Source organism: Streptomyces celluloflavus (genome assembly GCA_000720995.1).
In the GTDB taxonomy this organism is placed as follows: domain Bacteria; phylum Actinomycetota; class Actinomycetes; order Streptomycetales; family Streptomycetaceae; genus Streptomyces; species Streptomyces celluloflavus.
The window spans coordinates 1-20,573 of the sequence record JOEL01000013.1; the positions used below are offsets into that span (position 1 = coordinate 1).

The following is a 20,573-nucleotide window of genomic DNA, read 5'->3' on the forward strand; positions in this document are numbered from 1 at the left end:
TCCGCCCCGACCGAGCACTCCCCGCGTGACACTGGTCGGACCGACCAAGACCAGACCCACCAGCCGGAAAGCCACCTAAATCACCGGTATTGCGTCTAGAAGGGGGATGCCCATGTCAGCGATCCGGCTACTGGTTCTCGGCGCGGTCCGCCAGCACGGACGGGCGCACGGCTACCAGCTGCTGGGAGCGCGATCGTGTTCGTCATGGTGCGGTGTTCCTTTTCTGTGCTGTGCCTGGTGTTCTCCAGGACGAGGGGATCGTGTCGGCCGAACCGGACAGGGCCGGTTCGCGGATGCCGGGGCCCGGGGCGGTCAGTCCAGGTCGGGTGCCGGAGGCGGCGCGGGGCCTGTTGCACGCCCACTTCTTGATGTCGCCGACGCGGTAGAGAAGTTCGGCGCCGCGCTTGCGGGTGGGGGTGCCAGCCACCCCGCACCCACCCCGGCCGCCAACACAGCGGACCACCCCGCCCCGCCCGCCGCCCCCTCGCCCCCGAGCGACCGACTGACGGCATGGCGCGCGTCGGGTCACCGCAGGTGCCCGGTGCGCGTGGCGCTGGGCAGGTGGAGACTGGGGGTCTGACGCAAACGAGGGAGGCGGCCGTGCACTGCACGAACTGCGGGGCGCAGGTCATACAGGGGCCGGACGGCAGCTGGTCCTGCAACAACTGCGGGACAGCCGGATGACGCAAGGAACCGAGGACACCGAAGTCGGGCAGGCGGACAGCGAGCTGTACTACACCACGCACCGGTGCTCAAGCTGCGGTTCCGAGGTACACGGCCTGCACGGGCGGTGGACCTGCTCCGCGTGCGGCACGTGCTCGCCGTACTCGCCCCCGCCCGACGGCTGGCAGGCGGACGACGGATACGACAGCTGGTCATGACCCTGCCGCCCGCCCACCCGGCGGGGCGGGAGCGCCTCCCTGGGGGCGCCGGAGGTTGTCCGGGAGGTTGCCGCCGGTTGCCGACGCCCCGCCCGAGTTACTTACCTCCTACCGGCCCGGCCAAGCCGGGCTTGGCCCCCTCACCGGCACCTGACCGGGGACTTTGACCCGGGAAGTGAGTGAGTGAGTGAGTAAGTGGGAATCCGGGCGAGCCCCGGCGCCCACCACCCGGACCATCAAAAGCCGCTGAGCGGCAGCCAGGGACCCGAACGCCGCCCCCGCCCGCCGCTCGTCGGCCCCCGGGCAGTCGGCTGAGCCGGGGGTGGGCGCCGGAGGTTGTCCCGGTTGTCCACGCAGTCCAGAGGTTGTCCGGGGGTTGTCCGGCCGGGCAACCCCCGGACAGCCCCGCGGCCCCGACCGAGCGGCCAATGCGTGCAGAGGCGTGCACGTGCACGCCTCTGCACGCATTACACGCGCAACCCCGGCCCACGACGAAACCGGCCCTCATGACTCCCGGGCCGATCCCGGCCCACCATCCTGCCCGGCCTCCCCTACGGACGCGCGGACGCCGGTCCGGATGTCGCCCATGTGTCCAGCAAGGGCCAGGACCTCGCCGGGCAGGTCCGCGCGCCCTCAAGGAAGCCGACTGCGTCCGCATCTACGTCGAGAAGGCCGGCACCCGCGAGAAGATCCGGCCCGAATACAACGCCGCCCTCGCGGACCTCCGCCCGGCCGACACCCTCACCGTCACCATGCTCGACCGCCTCGGCCGCCACATGGTCGAGCTCATCACCAGCGCGCAGGACCCCGCCGAGCGCGGCCACCGCCTGGAGATCCGCACCGGCCCCTCGCCGGCCCCTACGACCCGCACGGCGCGGGCAAGGTCCTCTTCGTCGTCTTCGCAGCGATAGCCGAGGTCGAGCGGGAGTTCATCCGCGAACGAGCCCTCGTCGGCCTGGACACCGCCGCGGCGAACGGCAAACACGGCGGTCGCCCGCCGGCCGTCGACGGCGACATCTCGCCGTCGCCCTGCGCCGCCGCGCCGCCGCGCCGCGAAGGAGTCCGTCTCCGCCATCGCCGCGCACCTCGACGCCAGCCGCTCCACCCTGTACCGCACCCTCGCCTCGTACAACGAAGCGACGAAGCGACGAAGCGACGAAGCGACGGCGTCCAACGAAACCGCCCGTGATCCCCAGGGAGACTGACCAGCATGAGTAGCGACGACAACCAGCAGGTCCCCGGATAACCGGCGGCCGCGACCGCGGCTTTCACCGCGGGCCGGTGGCGAAGCGCAGCATCACCCAGCACGTCGAGATCGTCGCCTTCACAGGCACCGAGGAATCCGGCGTTCTTCATGCCGCCGGGGACTGGATGAAGGACCACCCGACGGCGCAGATCCGCGGGCTGAACCTGCACGCGGAAGACGTAGAGGGGCCCGGAGACGCACGGACGTGGGTCCTGGAGATGGCCGTCGACCACACCGCCGCTCGTGTCTCCCCGCTGGACGCTCCACGTGAGCTCGCTGCTGAGAGGCAGAGAAGCAGAGGGGCAGAGGGGCAGAGGGGCAGCGCCAACGACATCCGCAACGACCACGAAGGCTGAACAGCTATGGCGCCGGCGGGGCGAGCCGGAGCTTCGTGACCAGCGCACCTACAAGATCACCCCGACTTGGAAATCACCCTGGGGGTTGAGGTTCGGGTCGCCCGCGTGGGGGAGCGGTCGCGGCTTGTCGGATGATGACGCTGTGTGCTGGGTGGTGACATCGTGAAGCGGTCGGTTCGCATCGCCTCACCGGAGTCCGTGATGTCCTGTCAGTTCCCGTCGTCGAATGCCCAGATTGCCGCCCCTCGCTGGGCGGTCCGGGCGGCCTGGGCGACCGTGCTTTGCACAGTGCCCTCGTGCGTATGGCGGCTCGCCCTCGGGTTCGGAGTGGATGTCGGTTTCACCGGCCGACTCGGTTCGATGTACACGGGCACCTCCATCATGGTCTACGTGCTGATCCTGTCGGTGGCCTCGCAAGCGGCCGCCTGCCTGACGCTTGGCCTGGTGAAGCCTTGGGGCGAGCGGGTCCCATGCTGGGTTCCGCGGTTGGGCGGCCGCCGCATCCCGCCGCTGGCGATGGTCATACCTGCCGCGGCGGGCGCCATTGCGGTGACGGGGCTGTGCGCGGCGGTCACGCTGGTGCCAAGAGGGCCGCTGGACAACCCCGACTTCCCGCACGGTACGGCGGGCGTGATCATGGACATCTGCTATGCCCCCCTCCTGGTCTGGGGGCCCCTGGTCGCCGCTCTCAGCATCGCCTACGCTCGGCGCCGTCGGGCAGGCGAGCAGTCTGATGAGCCGGCGCACCACGGCAGTGAGACCAGACCGCCCGAGCTGCCTCACGGCGCGCGGAGCGTCTCGTGTCTTGCGAAAGCCAGGCTGTAAACCGGGACAGCATCGACCGACGACAACGCCACTGACAACAACCCTGCGCTGCCAGTGACATCTACCCTGCGCCCGACACTCACCGGCGACATGGGCTGTCGGCGGTCGGCGACATGACGGGCGCCGGTAGAAACCGGCGCTACGGGCAAGCCGCCGTTCTCGTTGGACGAGGCATGGACACGAACACGTACATGCCCATCACCCCGGACGGAGAGCTGACCTTTAAGAATGGAGTGCCCTACACCGGGGGTATGGGCCTCACTGGTGCAGGCGCCTGGACAGGTTGGACACTGGGGGTCTGACGCGGACGATTCGGAGAGGCGGCTATGCACTGCACGAACTGCGGGGCGCAAGTCATACAGGGGCCGGACGGTGGCTGGTCCTGCAACAACTGCGGGACGACCGGATGAGCGGCAGCTTCCAGGGCGCGGACGCCGAAGCGGAACAGGCAGGCAGTGAGCTGTACTACACGTTGCACCGGTGCTCAGGCTGTGGGGCCGAGGTGCATGGCCTGCACGGGCGGTGGACCTGCTCCGGGTGCGGCACGTGCTCGCCGTACTCGCCCCCGCCCGACGGCTGGCAGGCGGACGACGGATACGACAGTTGGTCATGACCTTCTCGTGGCTGCCCCGTCCAAGGCGCGCACGGGAGGCGTAGGGCTGCCTTCCAGCCGCTGTGGAGACGCCGCGAGGTATCGGTCCCGCGGGACGGGCCGTCCAGGGCAGAGCGAGGGCGCTCGTGACGTGGTCAGGCCGGCGGCGCGGTGGACAGCAGCGGTGTCCGCGGCGCCGGGACGGCCGGGCGGCTGCATCGGCGCGCCTCCGCGCTCCCGGGGGCAGTCCTCGCGCACCCTTAACGCTCCCGTACTGCTCGTTCTTGGTGCTCTGCAGACAGTAAGGTCCGCACGTTCTCTGCATGTGCTTCACCCGTTGTCGTGCGGTTTCGCGCCGCGCACGGTCCCCGTCACAGTCCCTGCGGGTGGGGCACCGGTCCCGAACACGACGAGGTCCCCGGCTGCGGGAGGACCGCGGCCAGGGGCTTCGGGGGTGTCGGTCGAGGCGGGGCAAAGTCCGGGAGCGCCCCGGGCGCGGGCCGGTGGGCGGCCGGGGTGCCGAACTGCACGGCACCCCGGGACCATCCGTCCGCGAGATCCGTACCAGCTTGGCGACCGGCGTGATCCCTGACCTGCCACCGCGTCAACCCACCACGGCACAGCGGAGCGCGAGCCTACGGGAACAACCGGTACCTCCGGCCGGCTCCCCTGCCCGACCGGGCCCCAGGCCCCAAGAGCCCGGGGGCATGCCGTCTGCCGACACGAGGCACCTGGCGTGGCCGGCCGCCCCCGACAGCCCACTCGGGCCGGAGCAAACGGCATCGGGTCGACGCCCGCGGCGGCTGCCGCCGGTCCCGGCAATCCGCCAGCGGGCGGGCCAAGCGAAGTTGGCGCTGTAGGGCGCCGAACATCCACGAAGGCGGGGCCGGCTCTGTAGGTGAGAACGGAAACTCCCCTACAAAGCCACGTGGCCACATCCGGTGGGGTGATGTCACTTCGTGCTGGTTGCTGATGCTGCGCCTCAGGTCTCCAGCGGCAGGATTTCGCGGCGGTGCCCCGTTGCCGACCCACGGCCGGTAACGGGGCACCGCCTCGGCGATCTCAGGGGCTGGTCAGCAGTCCAGGTAGGCGGTGTAGATCCACACACCTGTCGGGCCGCCCCACAGGTCACCCATGATCCAGTCACCGGTGTTGCCGCGGCGGTTCATGTTCTGGCCCTTGTTCACCTTCCCCAGCACCGGGTACTGCGAGCCGGGGCCGCCTCGGAAGTTGACCCCGTTGTCGTTCACCGTGCACACCGCGGCCAGCTTGGCCTGCGGCGCGGAGATCGTCTTCGGCGGCACCGGCTGAGCGGCGGCCGGAGCCGCAGCGGCGAGGCCGAGCGCGAGGCCGGCCGCGCTCAGGGCCAGCGCGATCTTGCGCATGCCTTCTCCTTCTTCGGGATGGGTGGTGGATGTCGGCAGCTCGTGACCGTGGTCTCGACGGTCCTGATAGCAGTCGCCTGCCGTTGACTACGACGCTAGACCGGCGGGGCGCACCTGCCTTGGAAGAATGCGACAGGGCTGAGCACGACCGAAAAGAGCGTGCGGGCATGGTGCGTATAGCGTTCGTTGACCTGCTGTCGTCATGCTCGTCGTGGGTTGTCAGGGCATTTCTCCCAGGAGGTATGGAAGTGTCTTTCGCCGGTCAGCAGGTTCCGTCTTCCGGTGCATGGTGTCGGCGGGCGGCTGGTAGTGCCGCGCGGCCGCGTCAGGTGGGGCAGGAGGCCGGCAGGAGCCCGGGGCGGTCGGGGGTGATCGCGGTGGGCGTTCCCGGGGCCGCGTTGGCCGGCAGTGTGCTGGGGTACGTCGGGTTCGGGACCGAAGCCGCGCTCCCGGAGGTCCAGCGCATCCTGCCGGTGGGAACGGTCATGCTGGTGCTCGCATTCGGCGCGGGTTCCCGGCAACTGGGGCCGGCCGGTGCGCTGAATGCGTCCCCGCTGTGTGTCATCGGCCTGCACGACCATCCCACGCTGGTGGAGCACACCGGCCCACCCAACGGTGTGGGGGTCGGTCTGACGCCGCACGGCGCGTACACCATGCTCGGGGTCGCGCTGCGCGAGCTGTCCAACACCATTACGGACCTGGCCGACCTGCTCGGCGACCGGGCCTGGTGGCTACAGGAGCAGCTACGACGGGCCCCGACATGGGAGGCCCGGTTCACCATGCTGGACCGGACACTGGGCCACTGGCTCCAGTACGGCCGCACGCCGGACACCCTCGTCGTCCACGCCTGGCAACGGCTACGGCAGACCGTCGGCCGGCTGCCGATCGGCGAGCTGGCGCGCGAACTCGGCTGCAGCCGACGGCACTTGGAACGGCGCTTCAGCGAGCAGGTGGGCTTGCCACCCAAGACTGTCGCACGGGTATGGCGCTTCAAACACGCAGCAAGCATGCTCAGCACCCCCGGCGAGACCCGATCATTATCGGAGATCGCCTACCTGTGCGGCTACAGCGACCAGGCCCACCTCAACCACGACTTCCGCGCACTGACCGGCTGTCCCCCAAGCCAGCTCACAGACCACCGGACGCTCGGCAGCCAAGAGACCGGGGCATCTTCCCAACCGGTGGTCGCCCTCACCGATGGCGAGTGGTCACGTCCGCGATACGCATGGCTGGTTGATGCCCCTCCGCGCACTGCTGGGTGCCGTGGCCCAGTTCGCCGAACGGTCACGGGCAGGCCCGTCACCATGCCGTCCTGAGACCGCGGACGGTCGGCGGTTCGCCCAGCGGGCAGCGCTGACGGCAGAGCCTTCAGCACTGCCTCGACATTCCCAGGCTGGGTACGGGTCTCGGTGCCTCTCAGCGGTCGACCGGCAGGACTTGGTCCAGGCCGCTCTCGCGGAGGATCCGCCTGATCGTGTCGTCCAGGGTGCTGTCCGCGTCGATGACGGTCTCCAGGGCGTCGGGCAGCAGGTCCTTCTCTCGGTACCAGTCGCTGAGGTGATCGGGGGTGACGTGCCGGAGGTACTCAGCATCCGGCTTCGTCGCATGCCGCCGCACCGTCTCCGCGTACGGCACGTCGAGGTAGTAGCACCGCGAGACACCCCGGTGAGCGCGCACCAGGTCCCGGAGCATGGTGCCGTAGCGGTCGGCGTACAGGATGCCTTCGACGACGACGTGGAAGCCGTTGCCCAGGGCGTAGCGGGTGGTGAGGTCGATCAGGCCGATGTTGGCACCGCCGGGCCGGTCGCGTTCGCGCAGCACGATCCGGCGGAGGTTGTCCTGGCCGACGATGGCGAGGTTGCGGCCGAACTTCTCGCGCAGGCCGACCGCGACGGAGGACTTGCCCGAGGCACTGTTGCCGCGGACCACGATCAAGCGCGTGTCCCTGGTCCCCACGGTTTCGTGCGCTGCCTCAGTCACGGATGCTCAGCTGGATGCGGTGCTCGTGGAAGTGGTCCCAGTTCATGACCAGGCGGAAGCGGCGGTGGGTCTCCAGGCGCTCCGCGTCGGCCGGCTCTTGGCCGCGCTGGACGTGGGCGTCGCCGGACTCCACGAGCTCCGCGAGGGCGAGTCGGACGTCGTCGACGTCCTGTCCGGTGGCGGCCGCCAGGCGGTCCAGGGAGGTGAGAGTCTCTTCCGGTTCACCCAGATCGTCGACCAGGTGGTTGATGAGGGTGTTGACGAGCGGGCCGGTGCGCATCGTCCAGCGGATCCCGTCGAGGCGCTTGGTGAGTTCGGCGTCCAGGGGCAGTAGGTCGCCGGGCAGCGGGAGCGCGGCGGGCATGGACCACCGGGTGCCGTCCGGGGTCTCCTCGCGGCCGGCCAGGCCCCACGTCAGGTAGAGCTCGGACAGGTCCCGCACTGTCTTGGGCACCGGGTAGCCGGCGGCCGTCAGCATGGCGCCGAACTGCTCCCAGCGGGCCGCCTCGCACGCCTCGCGGCCTTCCGGCGCGGCCTCGTAGTCCCACTTCTCATCGGGCCAGGAGAACGTGAGAGCGCCGTCGAGGTCGCCGCCGATCATGTCCCAGTGGCCATCGAAGATCTCTTGCACCAGGTCGTCCAGTGAGCCGGTGAAGCCGGGCTGGCACGCGGTCCCGATCAGCATGGTCAGCGGGAAGCCCTGGCGGGGCAGGACGTGGTCCCAGCCCGAAACGAACCAGTCGTTGTGCATCGCCATGTCCCGGCGTGGGCCGGGCACAGACGGGTTCTCAGCCATCCGCAGCCCTTCTCGAAAACACCTCGATGCTCGCAGCGTACGCAGCAAGCGGGGCACACTCTCACAGACGCCCCACCCATGCCTGATGGTCGGGGCGACGCGCAGCTGCTCGCGGAGACGGCCACACCGACGCGTGTGCGGCCCTCCAGGACCTGCAGTCCACTCTCCGCCGGGCCCAAGAAGCGCCGGTCGATCAGGAGCGGCGGGCACCAACTACCCCTCTGTACATGACCATTCACTCTCTGACGACTCACGATCTGTTCGCTCGCACGGAGCGTGTAACCAAGAACATCGCCCACCTCGCGGTAGACACCCGGGTGACGTTCACGATCAATGACATAGTGGATGCGGTGGAGCGTGAGCTGCCGGCCGGCTACCCCGCGCCGACCGTGGGTGCCACGCGGCGTGACCTCATCGGACAGATCGCGCAGAGCGTCCTGAGCGAGGAGCTGTACGAGAACCCCTGACCCAGTAATCCGCGCAGGTCTACGAGAACGGGCGGCGCACTTCCCCCCACCGAGGTGACCGACAGCACCGCGTGCCCGGCCGGTACGGAATTGGTTGCCCCGGTCCACGCGTACCTCATCCGGGAGACCGCCCTGCGGCCCGAACGGCTCCTCACGTACCACCGCCGCGCGCAGCGCGGCCAGGACCGACTCCCGCGACGGATGCCTGGGCGTAATGGCCACACCCGTGATCGTGTTCGACGCGCAGTCCACGAACCAGGCGATCCACGGCCGACGGACGGCGCCCTCGACATCAACCAGGACCGGGGCCTGGACGTGATCGGCTTCCCAGACCTGGTTCCGCCACCCCCGAGGCCGGGCCAGGAACACATCGTGCTTCCGGGCTGCACGCTCACCACCGTCAAGCCCCGCCCGCTCCCCCGCAGTCAGATCACGCCGGATCGCCCGATGCAGCGTCGGAACCGACGGCGGCAGATCACCCTCGCCCCTGGCCGCGCGAGCGGTCAACTCACGGTGGACAGCAGCGACGTTCCCCTTCCACAGCCCGAGCAGAGCCCGAACCTCGTCAGTGACCAAGAACCGCCCGCGGTAGGGGCCCGCTCCCCCGGCGGCAGCCAGCCACCGCCACACCGCCCGATCCCGCACCCCCAAAGCGTCCGCCGCCACCCGAACATGCCCCGTAGTGGGCTTCCCCTCCCCGCGCAGAGCCAGCAGGCGGCGAACCGCCGGCCCCCGCAACGCCCGCACCGACACAGCAGGCAAAGCCCCGCCCGGCCCGCCACCCGACCCCTCCGAGGCCAGGTCCTGTGCTTCCTGATCCACCTGTTGAGCACACCAACCCCCGCCGGCCCGCGGATCAGAACTCACGAAACTGAGACAGCATCACCCCACATGCGACAAACGCCCAGGACAGCGATCCCACACCGATCTCTCACCCCCAAGACAGCGACCTGACACCCCGAAACCACTACCGACCAGCAACAACACACCAACACCCGACTGTCTCTCACACCACTGTCCCGAAACCGAGAGATCGCAGTCACTCGTGTCATAAGTAATCGGCGGAGCATGTCAGCGGCTTGTCCCTGTTCAAGCCGGGTTCTCCACTGACATCACAGTGACGATCAGCAACTGACAATCACATGCAGACCATCAGCCTTGGACGTCGTCCACTCGTCCTTACCGGGCTCCCGGAGCGCGGTCGTCAGTTGCTCAGCAGGTCGAGGATCAGGGCTGAGGACCAGCTGAAGTTCGGGGCGTTCATCCCGTCCCCGTTCAGCGGGTTGTAGTTCTCATGGATCGGACCGTTGCCGGACAGGCCTGCGACGTTGGACAGAAGCTTGGTCTGCAGCGTCCTCGCGTCTTTCTTGTACCCGTAGTTTTGCAGGCCTTTCAGCGCGTAGTAGGCCTGGTCCAGCCAGACCGGGCCGCGCCAGTAGCGCGTCGCGCTGAAGTACGGGGAACTCTTCGACACCGTTGGGAACGGTACCTTCGTGTTGAACTCCTCCGGGTTCATCAGCTTCGCCCGGACCGCCTTCGCCTGCTCCTGCGTCGCCGATTCGGTCCACAGCGGCACCGCGCCCTCGATGCCCCGGCCGCGCTCGGTCAGCAGCTTGTTGCCGCCCAGCGCCTTGTCGTAGAACCAGCCCGTCACCGGGTCGTACATCTGCTCCCGGACGGCCCGGTGGGTCGCCTCGGACGTCTCCTCCCACTTCTTGGCGTCGCGGGACTTCTTCAGCACCTTTGCCATCCGCGCCAGGTAGCCCTGGTCGGCAGCCATGTAGGAGTTCAGGTCGACCGACTCCTGGTTGACGGAGTAGCCGACGACCTTGCCGTCGCGGTCCTTGTTGGGGACCGTCTTCGTGCCGAGTTCCTTGTCATAGCGCGGCGCGTTGTCCATGCCGCTCTCCCAGGCCGCCGCCAGCCGCTGGTCTTCGGGGGTGGCGTTCAGTGGGTCGACCGTCGCGCCGTACTCGACCAGACCGTTGTGGTCGTGGTCACGGGTGCGATACCACCAGGCCTGGTACGCCTCCAGCTTCGGGTACATCTCGCGAAGGAAATCGTGATCGCCCGTCTTCTCGTAGACCTCCCATACCGCCCATGCGGCCAGCGGGGGCTTGGAGTTGCGCTCGTTCCAGTTACCGCCGCCCTGGGACAGGTCGTTGTAGTAGATGACGTCGGGGATCATGCCGACGTCCTGGGGGCGGACCGTGGAGTCGGGCTTGATCTGGTAGTCGAACATCGCCCGGATCTGGCTCTTTGCCAGCTCCGGCTCGAACTTGACCGTGCCCACGGCCTGCTTCCAGGTGTCCCATGCCCACAGGCCGCCGGTGAAGCCCTTGTAGGAGATCGACGGGCTGATGCCGTCGTGTTTGATCCGCCCAGCCGCGCTGCGCCAGTTGCCGATCAGCGTTTCGACCGCCTTCACGGCCGTGCGGCGCTGGTGGTCCGGGACGCCGTGCGTCGCTGCCTTGACGTAGCGCTCCCACCGTTTGTCCGCCGCGGCGGACGTGGCTTCCGGCCTGGCGAGTGCGGCCTGCACCTCCGGGGCCTCCCGCCTGCGCTCGGCCTCGGTGAAAGTGAACGACTCGGCCCAGTCGAAGGTATAGCTGCGCCCGGGATGCAGGGTGATGGGCGATAGGGCCTCGGAGCGGTACATGTCACCGTCGACGGTTGTACGGACCTGGTTCTTGTGGACGATCTCGAAGCGCTCGGTGCCGTCGGTCATGTACTCCCAGGTCTCGCGCACCTTCGCGAAATCGACCCGCACACCGTCCGTGGTCCCGCGCAGTTGCGGCGCGTCCTTCATCGGAGCCTTTTCCGGCCGCAGCAGCGAACCGGTCCAGCCCGCGCCGAGCGTGCGGGGCCTGTGTCCGGTGTTGCGCACCTCGGCCCGCACCAGCGCGGTCCGCTGCGAGGAGAAGCGCAGTTCCATCTTCAGACGCAGCCCGTCCCCGAGGTTGTACGACTGGAGCAGTTTGCCCGGCTCCGAGGTGAAGGTCGGCTTGCCGCCGGCAGATAGGTTCAGTACTGTGCCCGACTCGGTGAGCTGCATGCGGCTGAACGTCTTGCTCAGCCACCAGGGGTACTCCTGGGCGATATAGAGGGGGCCGGTGAATCCGCCGTATGTGGCTGGCTCACCCGGTTCGGGGAGGGCGTAGGCGTGCCAGGCTCCCCGGTCCGCGAACACGTTGATCGGGTTGTTGTCCCCGCTGACGCCGGGCAGGGCAGCCTCGGGCGAGCCGGTTCTGTCCAGGATGTTCGCGTACTCGTACTCCTGGCGGTGCCTGAGCGGCTCCGCCGAAGAGGCGGCGGAGGCAGCCGGTACCACCGTCACTCCGGCGAGCAGCGTGCCGGATACCAAGACGGCCGCAAGGGCGTGGTGACGAGAGTTCATGGTTTACCTAGATCTCTGCGTGGTTATGGGGTTCTGACATGAGGATGTGCTGAGCGGGCCTGATCCGGTCTGCGCATGCCGGACCGCCAGCGGGGCAGCGCTGGGGCTGGAGTCCAGATCATCGCCAGATCCTTCGCGGTGGTGCCTCATCAGGGGTGACCGAGTGCCTCCTGACCGGGCCGCTCAGCTGAGTCGGCGGGCGCCGCGCGAGGGGGTCGCCTCGAAGACGCCGGGCTCCGGATGCCCGGCGGCGGCGAAGGCCTTGCCGATCGCCCCGGTGACCGGCTCGCGCGCCCCGGCTTCCAGGAGCACGACCGCCGAGCCGCCGAAGCCGCCGCCGGTCATCCGGGCGCCGAGCGCGCCCGCCGCGCCCGCCGTCTCCACGGCCAAGTCGAGTTCGGCGCAGGAGACCCGCAGGTCGTCGCGGAGCGAGGCGTGCCCCTCGGTGAGCTGTGGGCCCACCGCCCTCACATCGCCCGCGGCGAGGAGGTTCACCACCCGGCGCACCCGCTCGTTGTCGCTCACCACGTGCCGTACGCAGTCGCGCACCACCGGCGAGGAGAGCTTGGCCAGCGCGTCCGGCAGTCCCGCGTACGGGAGTTCGCGCAGGGAACGTACCCCCAGCTCCCGCGCACCCCGCTCGCAGGCGACGCGGCGCGCGGCGTAGGCGCCGTCGCCCAGCGCGTGCTTGACCCGGGTGTCGACGACGAGCAGGGCGAGGCCGTGCGCGGGCAGGTCGAAGGGGATCTGGGTCATGGCCAGGTCGCGGGTGTCCAGGTGCAGGACGTGGCCCGCCGTGCAGCACGCCGACGCCGTCTGGTCCATGATCCCGCAGGGCACTCCGACGAAGTCGTTCTCGGCCTTCTGCGCGAGCGCCGCCATCTCGGACGGCGCGAGCGGGAGTTCGAACAGGTCGCGCAGGGCGAGCGCGGTGACGACCTCAAGGGCGGCCGAGGAGGACAGGCCCGCCCCGGTCGGCACGGTCGACGCCAGGTGCACGTCGGCGCCGGTCACCGGGTGCCCGGCCTGCCGCAGCGCCCACACCACGCCGGCCGGGTAGGCGGCCCAGCCGGCGTCGGCGCGGGGGGTGAGCTCGTCGACGCGGAGTTCCACGACGGGGCCGGCGAGGTCGGCCGAGTGGAGCCGCAGCAGCCCGTCGGTGCGTTTGGAGGCGGCCGCGACGGCGGTGTGCGGCAGCGCGAGGGGCATCACGAAGCCCTCATTGAAGTCGGTGTACTCGCCGATCAGGTTGACCCGTCCGGGCGCCGCCCAGACCCCGTCGGGCGCCGTCCCGTACAGCTCGTGGAATCCGTCGGCGACGGCCTTCGCCTCACGCACCGGGCACCTCCGCCCGGCGGGCGAACGCCCACGCGTCGGCGATGATGCCCGCGAGGTCGGCGCGCGAGGGCTGCCAGCCGAGCCGCTCGTGGGCGCGCACGGCGGACGCCACCAGGACGGCCGGGTCGCCCGCACGGCGCGGTGCGGCCCTCTCGGGGATCTGATGGCCAGTCACCTTGCGTACGGTATCGATGACTTCGCGGACCGAGAAGCCGTTGCCGTTGCCGAGGTTGCAGATGAGGTGCTCGCCCGCGGTGGCGGCCGTCAGGGCGAGGAGGTGGGCCTCGGCGAGGTCGGCGACATGGATGTAGTCGCGTACGCAGGTGCCGTCCGGGGTCGGGTAGTCGTCGCCGAACACGGAGATCGAGCCCCGTTCGCCGAGGGCGACTTGGAGGATCAGCGGGATCAGGTGCGACTCGGGGTCGTGGCGCTCGCCGCTGTCGCCGTAGGCGCCCGCCACGTTGAAGTAGCGCAGCGACACCGCGGCCAGCCCGTGGGCCTTCGCCTCGTTGCTGATCATGTGGTCGACGGCCAGCTTGGTGGCGCCGTACGGGCTGGTCGGGGCGGTCGGGTCGGTCTCGGTGAGCAGCGCGGACGCGGGTTCGCCGTAGGTGGCGGCGGTGGAGGAGAACACCAGGGTCCGCACCCCGGCGCCGCGCATCGCCGACAGCAGCGCCATCGAGCCGCTCACGTTGTTCGCCCAGTACTTCCCGGGGTTCGCCACCGACTCGCCGACCTGCGAGAACGCCGCGAAGTGCAGCACCGCATCGAAGGAGGCGTCGAGCCAGCGGGCCGCGTCCTGGACGCGGCCCCCGATGAACTCCGCGCCCGCGGGGACAGCCGCCCGGAAGCCGGTGGAGAGGTCGTCGAGGACGGTCACCGCGTGTCCCGCCTCCAGCAGGTGGGCGGCGACCACGCTGCCCACGTAGCCCGCGCCGCCCGTCACCAGGTACTTGCTCACTCGCTCGCTACCTCTCGCAGTCGCTCGGCCGCTGTCTCCGGCGGCACGTCGTTGATGAACACGCCCATACCGGATTCGGACCCGGCGAGGAACTTCAGCTTGCCGGATGTGCGGCGGATGGTGAAAAGCTCAAGATGCAGCGCGAATTCACCCCGGTGGACCGCCCCTACGCCGCGCACCGGCGCCTGGTGCCAGGCGGCGATGTACGGGGTCGGCGGCTCGTCGGGGCCGAAGATCCGGTCGAAGCGCCGCAGGAGTTCCAGATACATCTGGGGGAACTCTGTGCGGGCGTCCTCGCCGAGCGCCCGCAGGTCGGGGACGCGCTTCTTGGGGTAGAGGTGCACCTCGTAGGGCCAGTGCGCGGCGTAGGGCACGAACGCGGCCCAGTACTCCCCTTCGAGGACCACCCGGGCGCCGTCGGCGAGTTCACCGGCGACCACGTCGTCAAACAGGTTGCGGCCGGTGCGCTCCTGGTGCTCGGCGAGCGAGCGGAGCATCAGGGCGGTGCGCGGGGTGGTGAAGGGGTAGCCGTAGATCTGGCCGTGCGGGTGGCCGAGGGTGACACCAATCTCGGCGCCCCGGTTCTCGAAGCAGAACACCTGCTCGACCTGCGGGAGTTCGCAGAGTTCGGCGGTGCGGTCGGTCCAAGCCTCCAGGACGAGGGCGGCCTGCGCCTCGTCGAGGTCGGCGAAGGAGGCGTCGTGGTCGGAGGTGAAGCAGACGACCTCGCAGCGGCCGGAGGCGCCCGCGAGGGAGGGGAAGCGGTTCTCGAAGACGGCCACGTCGTAGTCGTCCGCCGGGATCTCGCTGTGCCGGCCGTCCCGGGACGGGCAGAGCGGGCACTCGTCGGCCGGCGGATGGTAGGTGCGCGCCTGCCGGTGGGAGGCGATGGCCACCGCGTCGCCGAGCAGCGGGTCGCGGCGGACCTCGGAGGCGGTGGAGACGGGGTCGAGGGGGCGCGGGTCCACCGCGTCCCGTACGAGGTCGTTCCGGGAGTCGTAGTAGAGCAGTTCACGACCGTCGGCGAGCCGGGTCGACGTCTTCTTCACCTGTATCCTCCAGCATCCAACAGAACAAGCCGTGATCTTCATTCCGCCCGCCGGGATCTACCGCGGTCTCGGCCGTGCGTTCACGCGATGACCAGCCAAGACCGCGCCGCTGTTCGCCGGAGCCCTACGCCGGGGCGACCGGGTCCTGTGCGCGTGGTCCCTGGGCGTCCCTGTCCGCCTGGAGCGCCAGGGTGTTCTCCTGTGAGCGCAGTGGGGCAGTCGGGGCGAGTTCGGCCGCGGCCTCCTGGGGCGAGAGGGCGCGCAGGCGGCGCAGGTAGCGCTGATACCACAGCAGCGCGGCGCCGAGGAAGATGGCGACGCCGCCCACGTTGTAGGCCAGCGTGAGCCACAGCGCCTGTCCCTCGGGGAATGTCGCGGCCACGAAGGCGACCGAGAACACCGTCAGGAGGAAGACGGACATGGCCAGGCCCACACGCCGGGAGCCGAACCGGAACTCACGCACGGTGTCCTCGAACCGGACCCGCAGCACCAGGTAGGCGATGAGGATGAGGGCCGGGGGGAGCAGGGCGGTGGCGGCCGTCATGTTGGTGACGATCTTCAGCAGGTCATTGATCGAGCTGCCTGCGCCGAGGGTCGGGATGAACAGCAGGGGTACGACGATGGCGAACTGGATCCAGGCCCCCACCACGGGCACGCCCTGCTGGTTGCGCGCCCCGACGCGCCGGCCGAAGATCCCGTCGGGGATCTCGGAGAAGAAGACCTTCACCGGTGCCGAGGTCCAGATCAGCAGGCCGCCCAGGGTCGCGACCAGCATGATGAGGCCGACGACCCGCACGACCACGTCGCCCGGCAGGCCGAAGTGCCCGGCCGCCGCCTGCATGGTCACGAAGATGCCGTTGCTGTACGACACGCTGCTCTTCTCCACGAACACGCCCATCAGCCACGTGCCGAGCGCGTAGAGCAGGCCGATCGCGACCCCGGCCACGATGATCGTGCGCGCGAAGGCCCGCACGCCGCCCTTGAGGTCGTTCAGGTAGACGCCGATCGACTCGGCGCCGCCGACGGCCTGGATGATCCACGCCAGGGTGCCCAGGAATGCCCAGGCGGTGAGGCCGGAGTTCGGGTCGAGGCGCATCCCGCCGGGAGAGAGGTCATTGGCGGGGGTGATGCCGCCGAGGAGCGCACCCACCGCGGCGACGATGAACAGTATCGCCATGACCAGCATGAGAGTGGACCCGAAGGATGTGACGGTGCCGATCCAGCGGGCACCCTTCGTGGAGACCCACGTGGCGACGACGAAGATCGCCACGGACAGCACCGCGATGAGCCAGGGCTGAATGGTCCACTCCTCGCCCAGGATCATGTAGCCCGCGTACACCAGGACGATGGGCAGCAGGGAGATGAAGTAGAAGAGGTTCACGAACCAGTAGCAGAAGGCGGTGAAGAACGCCCACCGGCCCCCCAGAGACGACCTCACCCACTGGTAGACGCCAGACTCCGCGCTGCGGTTGAGGCTCACCATCTCGGCGATTACGAGGGTGAAGGGCACGAAGTAGAGGATCGTGGCGATCAGGAAGATCGGGGCGGCGAGCGTGCCGATCGACACATAGTTGTTGATCACATTACGGAAATTGAACACCGCCGCGATGATCATGCTGAACAGGATCACCGCACCGATCGAACGGCGATTCGTCATTGAATGCCTCCGTTGGTGAGGGGGAAATTCGGCTACTTGTTGGGGAACGTGGCGCCCTCGACGGTCACGTAGGCGACGGTCACCGTCGTGTCGGGGACGGGCAGGACACGAACTGCCTCGTCGGGGCCGATGACGAGGACGGCCCCGCGGCGGATCGTGTGCCGTCGAGCGTCGCCGCACAGGTAGCGCCGGTCGGTGAGGTCGCTGTACGGGCCGGCCGGGGCGAGCGTGGCCACGGGGGCGACCTCGACCGCGGCGTCCCCGTCCACGGGGGACAGCACGCACTGATAGCGCCGTCGTGCGACGAGGTCGTCCGTGGCGAACGCGGTGGTGCGGGCCCGCATCGTGGTGAGGGAGTCGCCGACCGAGTACATGACGCCAAGGTGCCGTCCGCCGGCCCGCAGCGCCCCGAGTGTCCGTTCCCACTTGGTCACGCCGCCGAGGACCTCTTCGAGGTGGGCGCGGTCGCGGAAGATCCTCACGCTGCGAGCCCTTCGGTGTGGTGGGGTGCGGTCGCGGACACGGCCCGCAGGTCGAGTGCGAAGCGGAACGGTTCGAAGCGGACCCGGTAGCTGTCCAGCACCTCGCTGCCCCAGGAATTCGACCCGAGGCCGAGCACCCGGTGGTTGACATTGACCGTCACGCGGTCCTGCGGCACGAGGTCGGTGCGGTGCCGCGCGGCGTCGATCGCCGCCGCGGAGTAGGGCCAGGCCGAGAACGCGAAGGGGCCGGAGTCCACCGCGCGCACCGCGAGGCCGTCGCCGTGCGGGTCGGTCAGGGTCATCCAGCGCACCTCCCCGCGGTTGGCGCAGTCCTGGGGCACGACGTACGGGGTGAACATCTCGTCGACCGTGCTGTGCCAGCGGCCGACCGTGGCGGCCGAGCGGGAGTCCGGGTAGTTCTCGCCCGGCCCCAGCCCGTACCAGTCGACACGCCGCAGGTCGCCCGGCACCGCGAAGGACAGTCCGATCCTCGGCACGATGTCGCGGTAGTCGCCGACTGGCTCGCCGGTGACGGCCAGACGCACGCCGTCGGCGGCCAGCGTCCACGTGAGCACGGTCTGCATGGCGATGCCGAGGGTGGGCGGCGCGATGCGGGACCGGACCGTGACGATGGCGGCGCCGTCCCGCTCGTGCCAGGACACCTCCCGCGTCGAAGTCTGCATGAGCGGCAGGAGCCGTGGCGCCCAGAGTTCGTCGTGCTCCTGCTGGTGGTTGTCCACGAGGGGCTTCCAGAACCCGACCCGGGGCGGTTCCTGGAAGAGTTCACGCCCGTGGCTGTGCCACGACAGGCCGCCGCTCAGCAGGTCGACGGTGAACCGGTCGGAGGCCGGGGTCGTCACGAGGAGCGAGGTGCCCTCGGCCCGGGCGGTGACAGCCCCCGTGGGTACGGCGCTCGCCGGCCGGCGCGGACGGTCGGCGGCGAGGACTTGGTAGCGGCCCAGTTCGTGCATCGGCTCCGCCCACGCGTGAGCGGCGGTGGACAGCACCCGCGCGGTCAGGTGCGTCTCCCCGTGCGCCGCGACGTCCAGCTGCACGGACTCGCTCCACGACCCGCCGGGCGGCACGGGGCCGGGGGTGAGCGTGCGGGAGCCGACCACACGCCCGTCGTGCAGCGTCTCGAGAGTGACGACGACGTCGCCCAGGCCGGTGAACCACCGCCGGTTGGTCACCGTGCACACCCCGTCCGCGTAGGCGACGCGCACCGGGCAGATGACCTGCTTGTACTCCAGGAGGCCGGGGCTCGGCTCCTGCCACGGGAAGACCAGGCCGTCGATACAGAAACTGCCGTTGTTCGGGACGTCGCCGTGGTCGCCGCCATAGGCGTGGTACTCGCGGCCGTCGTCCGCGGTCGCGACGAGGCCGTGGTCGCACCACTCCCACACGAAGTGCCCCTGGATACTGTCCCAGGTCTCGAACACCCGCTGGTACTCCGCGAGGCCGCCGGGACCGTTGCCCATCGCGTGCCCGTACTCGCAGATGATGCGCGGCTTGGGATGGGGGTGCTCACCCAGGTCGTTCATCTGCGAGACCCGGGAGTACATCGTGGAGATGACGTCGACGACCTCGGCGTCCCGGTCCTCCTCATAGTGCACCGGACGGGAGGGGTCGAGCTCGGTGCAGCGGCCGTACATGGCGGGGATGTTGCGCCCGTACCCGGACTCGTTACCGAGGGACCACATGACGATCGACGCGTGGTTGCGCTGCGCCAGCACATGGCGTTCGATCCGGTCGACGTACGCCGCCTGCCACCTCTCGTCGTCCGTGAGCCGGGACAGGTCGCCCACATTCGCGAAGCCGTGCGTCTCCAGGTCCGTCTCGGCAACCACGAACAGGCCGATCCGGTCACACAGCTCGTAGAAGCGAGGGTCGTTGGGATAGTGCGCGGTGCGCACGGCGTTGATGTTGTGCCGCTTCATCAGGTGCAGGTCGCGCTCGATCCGGGCCATGCCCACAGCGCGCCCACGGCGGTCGTCATGGTCGTGCCGGTTGACGCCATGCATCATGAACGGCGCGCCGTTCAGCAGCAGGCGGCCGTCGACGATCGTCACCTCGGCCACACCGAGCCGGTGGGGAACGTGTTCGACGGTCCCGTCGCCACCGCGCACAATCAGACGCATGTCATACAGGTACGGATCCTCGGGGTTCCAGAAACGCGCGCCCTCGACGACCAGCGTGGCATCGGAGCCCGGCGCGACCGGCGCGGACGCCACAAGGCGCTCGCCGTCGTACACCTCGCAGATGACCTCGGGCCGCCCGACGGTGCTCACCGACACAACGACCTCGGCGCGGTCGTCCGCGAGGCGGTGCGTACGCACATGGAAATCGGCGAGGTGCGCCTTGGGCCGGGTCAGCAGATAGCAGTCGCGGAAGATCCCGGACGCCCACCACATGTCCTGGTCCTCGAGGTAGGTGCCGTCCGAGTACTGCAGCACCTTGACGACCAGATGGTTCACGCCGGCATGGGCCACGTCCGTCACATCGAACTCGGCGCTGAGACGAGACCCCTTGGTCATCCCCACGTAGGCGCCGTCCCAGTACACCTCGGCGTAGCTCTCGACCCCGTCGAACCGCAGCACGACACGCTCACCGGGCGGGGCCTCGGGCAGGACGACCGTGCGCTGGTACACCCCGGTCGGGTTCTCCGCGGGCACACGGGGCGGGTCGACCGGGAACGGATAGCCCTCGTCGGTGTACTGCAGCCGCCCGTACCCGTCGACCTGCCACAGATGCGGCACCCGGACGACGTCCCACCCGACGGCCGGGGACACCAGCACCTTCGCCGGGACGCGCGCGGGATGGTCGAAGAGCCGGAACCGCCACGCGCCGGTGAGATCGACGAACCCGCGCGAGCACCGACGATCCATGGCCCCGGCGAGCTCAGCCGAGTCGTAGCCGAAGAAGTAGGCCCGCGCGGGCAACCGGTGACGACCGGTCAGGGCGGGGTTCTCCCAGTCATGTGCATCGAAGGCACCCGCGGACGATGAATCCGTGAAGTGGAGAGGCATATTCCGGAATGTAACCGGTTTCATTCGGGAGGGCAACACTCCCGAGACGCGACGGAGGCCGCAGCGGCGTGGTGGACCGCCTGCGCGATACTGGGCTCTCAACAGCTCTGCCCGTCCTGACCACGGGCAGGCATC

18 protein-coding genes and 1 pseudogene are annotated in these 20,573 nt (G+C 69.6%); 8 read left to right on the forward strand and 11 right to left on the reverse strand.

Features of this window, described 5'->3' with window-relative positions; all coding sequences use genetic code 11:
• Positions 1 to 112 precede the first annotated feature (112 nt).
• Positions 113 to 181: pseudogene (locus tag IH09_RS37080) on the forward strand (PadR family transcriptional regulator); the annotation flags it as partial.
• Positions 182 to 202: 21 nt separating this feature from the next.
• Here IH09_RS37080 and IH09_RS37085 read toward each other — a convergent pair.
• Positions 203 to 427 (reverse strand): hypothetical protein, encoded by a 225-nt coding sequence (locus IH09_RS37085; protein ID WP_110952279.1) that lies wholly within the window; start codon positions 425 to 427, stop codon positions 203 to 205.
• A 253-nt stretch (positions 428 to 680) separates the two neighbouring features.
• Here IH09_RS37085 and IH09_RS14080 point away from each other — a divergent pair, with 253 nt between their 5' ends.
• From IH09_RS14080 to IH09_RS14095, 5 genes are all read left to right on the forward strand, one after another.
• Positions 681 to 881 carry a hypothetical protein gene (locus IH09_RS14080; protein ID WP_052856570.1) on the forward strand — a complete coding sequence of 67 codons (201 nt, stop codon included), beginning with the start codon at positions 681 to 683 and terminating at the stop codon, positions 879 to 881.
• A 506-nt stretch (positions 882 to 1,387) separates the two neighbouring features.
• Complete coding sequence (locus IH09_RS40615) at positions 1,388 to 1,792, forward strand: recombinase family protein (protein WP_190233284.1); 405 nt, start codon at positions 1,388 to 1,390, stop codon at positions 1,790 to 1,792.
• Between the two features lie 162 nt (positions 1,793 to 1,954).
• Positions 1,955 to 2,086: a hypothetical protein gene (locus IH09_RS40620; protein WP_404827262.1), complete on the forward strand. Its 132-nt coding sequence runs from the start codon at positions 1,955 to 1,957 to the stop codon at positions 2,084 to 2,086.
• Between the two features lie 76 nt (positions 2,087 to 2,162).
• Positions 2,163 to 2,483 (forward strand): hypothetical protein, encoded by a 321-nt coding sequence (locus IH09_RS14090; RefSeq protein WP_052856572.1) that lies wholly within the window; start codon positions 2,163 to 2,165, stop codon positions 2,481 to 2,483.
• Between the two features lie 144 nt (positions 2,484 to 2,627).
• Positions 2,628 to 3,308, forward strand: a complete 681-nt coding sequence (locus IH09_RS14095; RefSeq protein WP_052856573.1) for a hypothetical protein — start codon at positions 2,628 to 2,630, stop codon at positions 3,306 to 3,308.
• Between the two features lie 1,665 nt (positions 3,309 to 4,973).
• Here the strand turns inward: IH09_RS14095 and IH09_RS14100 are convergent.
• Complete coding sequence (locus IH09_RS14100; protein WP_052856574.1) at positions 4,974 to 5,285, reverse strand: SH3 domain-containing protein; 312 nt, start codon at positions 5,283 to 5,285, stop codon at positions 4,974 to 4,976.
• Positions 5,286 to 5,662: 377 nt separating this feature from the next.
• On the opposite strand from IH09_RS14100, the gene IH09_RS14105 reads away from it, so the two are divergent.
• On the forward strand, positions 5,663 to 6,601 hold the full coding sequence (locus tag IH09_RS14105) for a helix-turn-helix domain-containing protein (RefSeq protein ID WP_190233285.1): 939 nt from the start codon (positions 5,663 to 5,665) through the stop codon (positions 6,599 to 6,601).
• Between the two features lie 100 nt (positions 6,602 to 6,701).
• Here the strand turns inward: IH09_RS14105 and IH09_RS14110 are convergent, their stop codons facing one another.
• Together IH09_RS14110 and IH09_RS14115 are read right to left on the reverse strand one after the other, a co-directional pair.
• Positions 6,702 to 7,265: a P-loop NTPase family protein gene (locus IH09_RS14110; protein ID WP_052856576.1), complete on the reverse strand. Its 564-nt coding sequence runs from the start codon at positions 7,263 to 7,265 to the stop codon at positions 6,702 to 6,704.
• The gene (locus tag IH09_RS14115; RefSeq protein ID WP_052856577.1) at positions 7,258 to 8,061 is read right to left on the reverse strand and encodes a DUF6042 family protein; all 804 of its coding nucleotides are present in this window, start codon (positions 8,059 to 8,061) and stop codon (positions 7,258 to 7,260) included. Before IH09_RS14115 ends, IH09_RS14110 begins: the two co-directional genes overlap by 8 nt.
• 227 nt (positions 8,062 to 8,288) lie before the next feature.
• Here IH09_RS14115 and IH09_RS39015 point away from each other — a divergent pair, with 227 nt between their 5' ends.
• Complete coding sequence (locus IH09_RS39015; RefSeq protein ID WP_052856578.1) at positions 8,289 to 8,528, forward strand: hypothetical protein; 240 nt, start codon at positions 8,289 to 8,291, stop codon at positions 8,526 to 8,528.
• 1,204 nt (positions 8,529 to 9,732) lie between these two features.
• Here IH09_RS39015 and IH09_RS14125 read toward each other — a convergent pair.
• The 7 genes from IH09_RS14125 to IH09_RS14155 form a co-directional block, all read right to left on the reverse strand.
• On the reverse strand, positions 9,733 to 11,925 hold the full coding sequence (locus IH09_RS14125) for an MGH1-like glycoside hydrolase domain-containing protein (RefSeq protein WP_052856579.1): 2,193 nt from the start codon (positions 11,923 to 11,925) through the stop codon (positions 9,733 to 9,735).
• Positions 11,926 to 12,108: 183 nt separating this feature from the next.
• Positions 12,109 to 13,263 carry a galactokinase gene (galK, locus tag IH09_RS14130; protein ID WP_052856580.1) on the reverse strand — a complete coding sequence of 385 codons (1,155 nt, stop codon included), beginning with the start codon at positions 13,261 to 13,263 and terminating at the stop codon, positions 12,109 to 12,111.
• Entirely contained in the window at positions 13,256 to 14,224 is a 969-nt protein-coding gene (galE, locus tag IH09_RS14135; RefSeq protein WP_052856581.1) for a UDP-glucose 4-epimerase GalE, read from the reverse strand. The genes galK and galE overlap by 8 nt, the downstream gene beginning before the upstream one ends.
• Positions 14,221 to 15,273, reverse strand: a complete 1,053-nt coding sequence (gene galT, locus IH09_RS14140; RefSeq protein WP_052856582.1) for a galactose-1-phosphate uridylyltransferase — start codon at positions 15,271 to 15,273, stop codon at positions 14,221 to 14,223. Before galT ends, galE begins: the two co-directional genes overlap by 4 nt.
• Before the next feature lie 124 nt (positions 15,274 to 15,397).
• Positions 15,398 to 16,930: an amino acid permease gene (locus IH09_RS14145; protein ID WP_110952282.1), complete on the reverse strand. Its 1,533-nt coding sequence runs from the start codon at positions 16,928 to 16,930 to the stop codon at positions 15,398 to 15,400.
• A 32-nt stretch (positions 16,931 to 16,962) separates the two neighbouring features.
• Positions 16,963 to 17,412, reverse strand: a complete 450-nt coding sequence (locus IH09_RS14150; RefSeq protein WP_052856583.1) for a hypothetical protein — start codon at positions 17,410 to 17,412, stop codon at positions 16,963 to 16,965.
• Positions 17,409 to 20,438, reverse strand: a complete 3,030-nt coding sequence (locus tag IH09_RS14155) for a glycoside hydrolase family 2 (RefSeq protein ID WP_052856584.1) — start codon at positions 20,436 to 20,438, stop codon at positions 17,409 to 17,411. The genes IH09_RS14150 and IH09_RS14155 overlap by 4 nt, the downstream gene beginning before the upstream one ends.
• Between the last annotated feature and the right edge of the window lie 135 nt (positions 20,439 to 20,573).

Excerpts from the sequence above, each read along its gene's own strand:
- IH09_RS14145 (WP_110952282.1), bottom strand. The coding sequence starts at position 16,930 with ATGACGAATCGCCGTTCGATCGGTGCGGTGATCCTGTTCAGCATGATC.
- IH09_RS39015 (WP_052856578.1), top strand. The coding sequence starts at position 8,289 with ATGACCATTCACTCTCTGACGACTCACGATCTGTTCGCTCGCACGGAG.
- IH09_RS40615 (WP_190233284.1), top strand. The coding sequence starts at position 1,388 with ATGACTCCCGGGCCGATCCCGGCCCACCATCCTGCCCGGCCTCCCCTA.
- IH09_RS14155 (WP_052856584.1), bottom strand. The coding sequence starts at position 20,438 with ATGCCTCTCCACTTCACGGATTCATCGTCCGCGGGTGCCTTCGATGCA.
- IH09_RS14125 (WP_052856579.1), bottom strand. The coding sequence starts at position 11,925 with ATGAACTCTCGTCACCACGCCCTTGCGGCCGTCTTGGTATCCGGCACG.
- IH09_RS14115 (WP_052856577.1), bottom strand. The coding sequence starts at position 8,061 with ATGGCTGAGAACCCGTCTGTGCCCGGCCCACGCCGGGACATGGCGATG.
- IH09_RS14100 (WP_052856574.1), bottom strand. The coding sequence starts at position 5,285 with ATGCGCAAGATCGCGCTGGCCCTGAGCGCGGCCGGCCTCGCGCTCGGC.
- IH09_RS14080 (WP_052856570.1), top strand. The coding sequence starts at position 681 with ATGACGCAAGGAACCGAGGACACCGAAGTCGGGCAGGCGGACAGCGAG.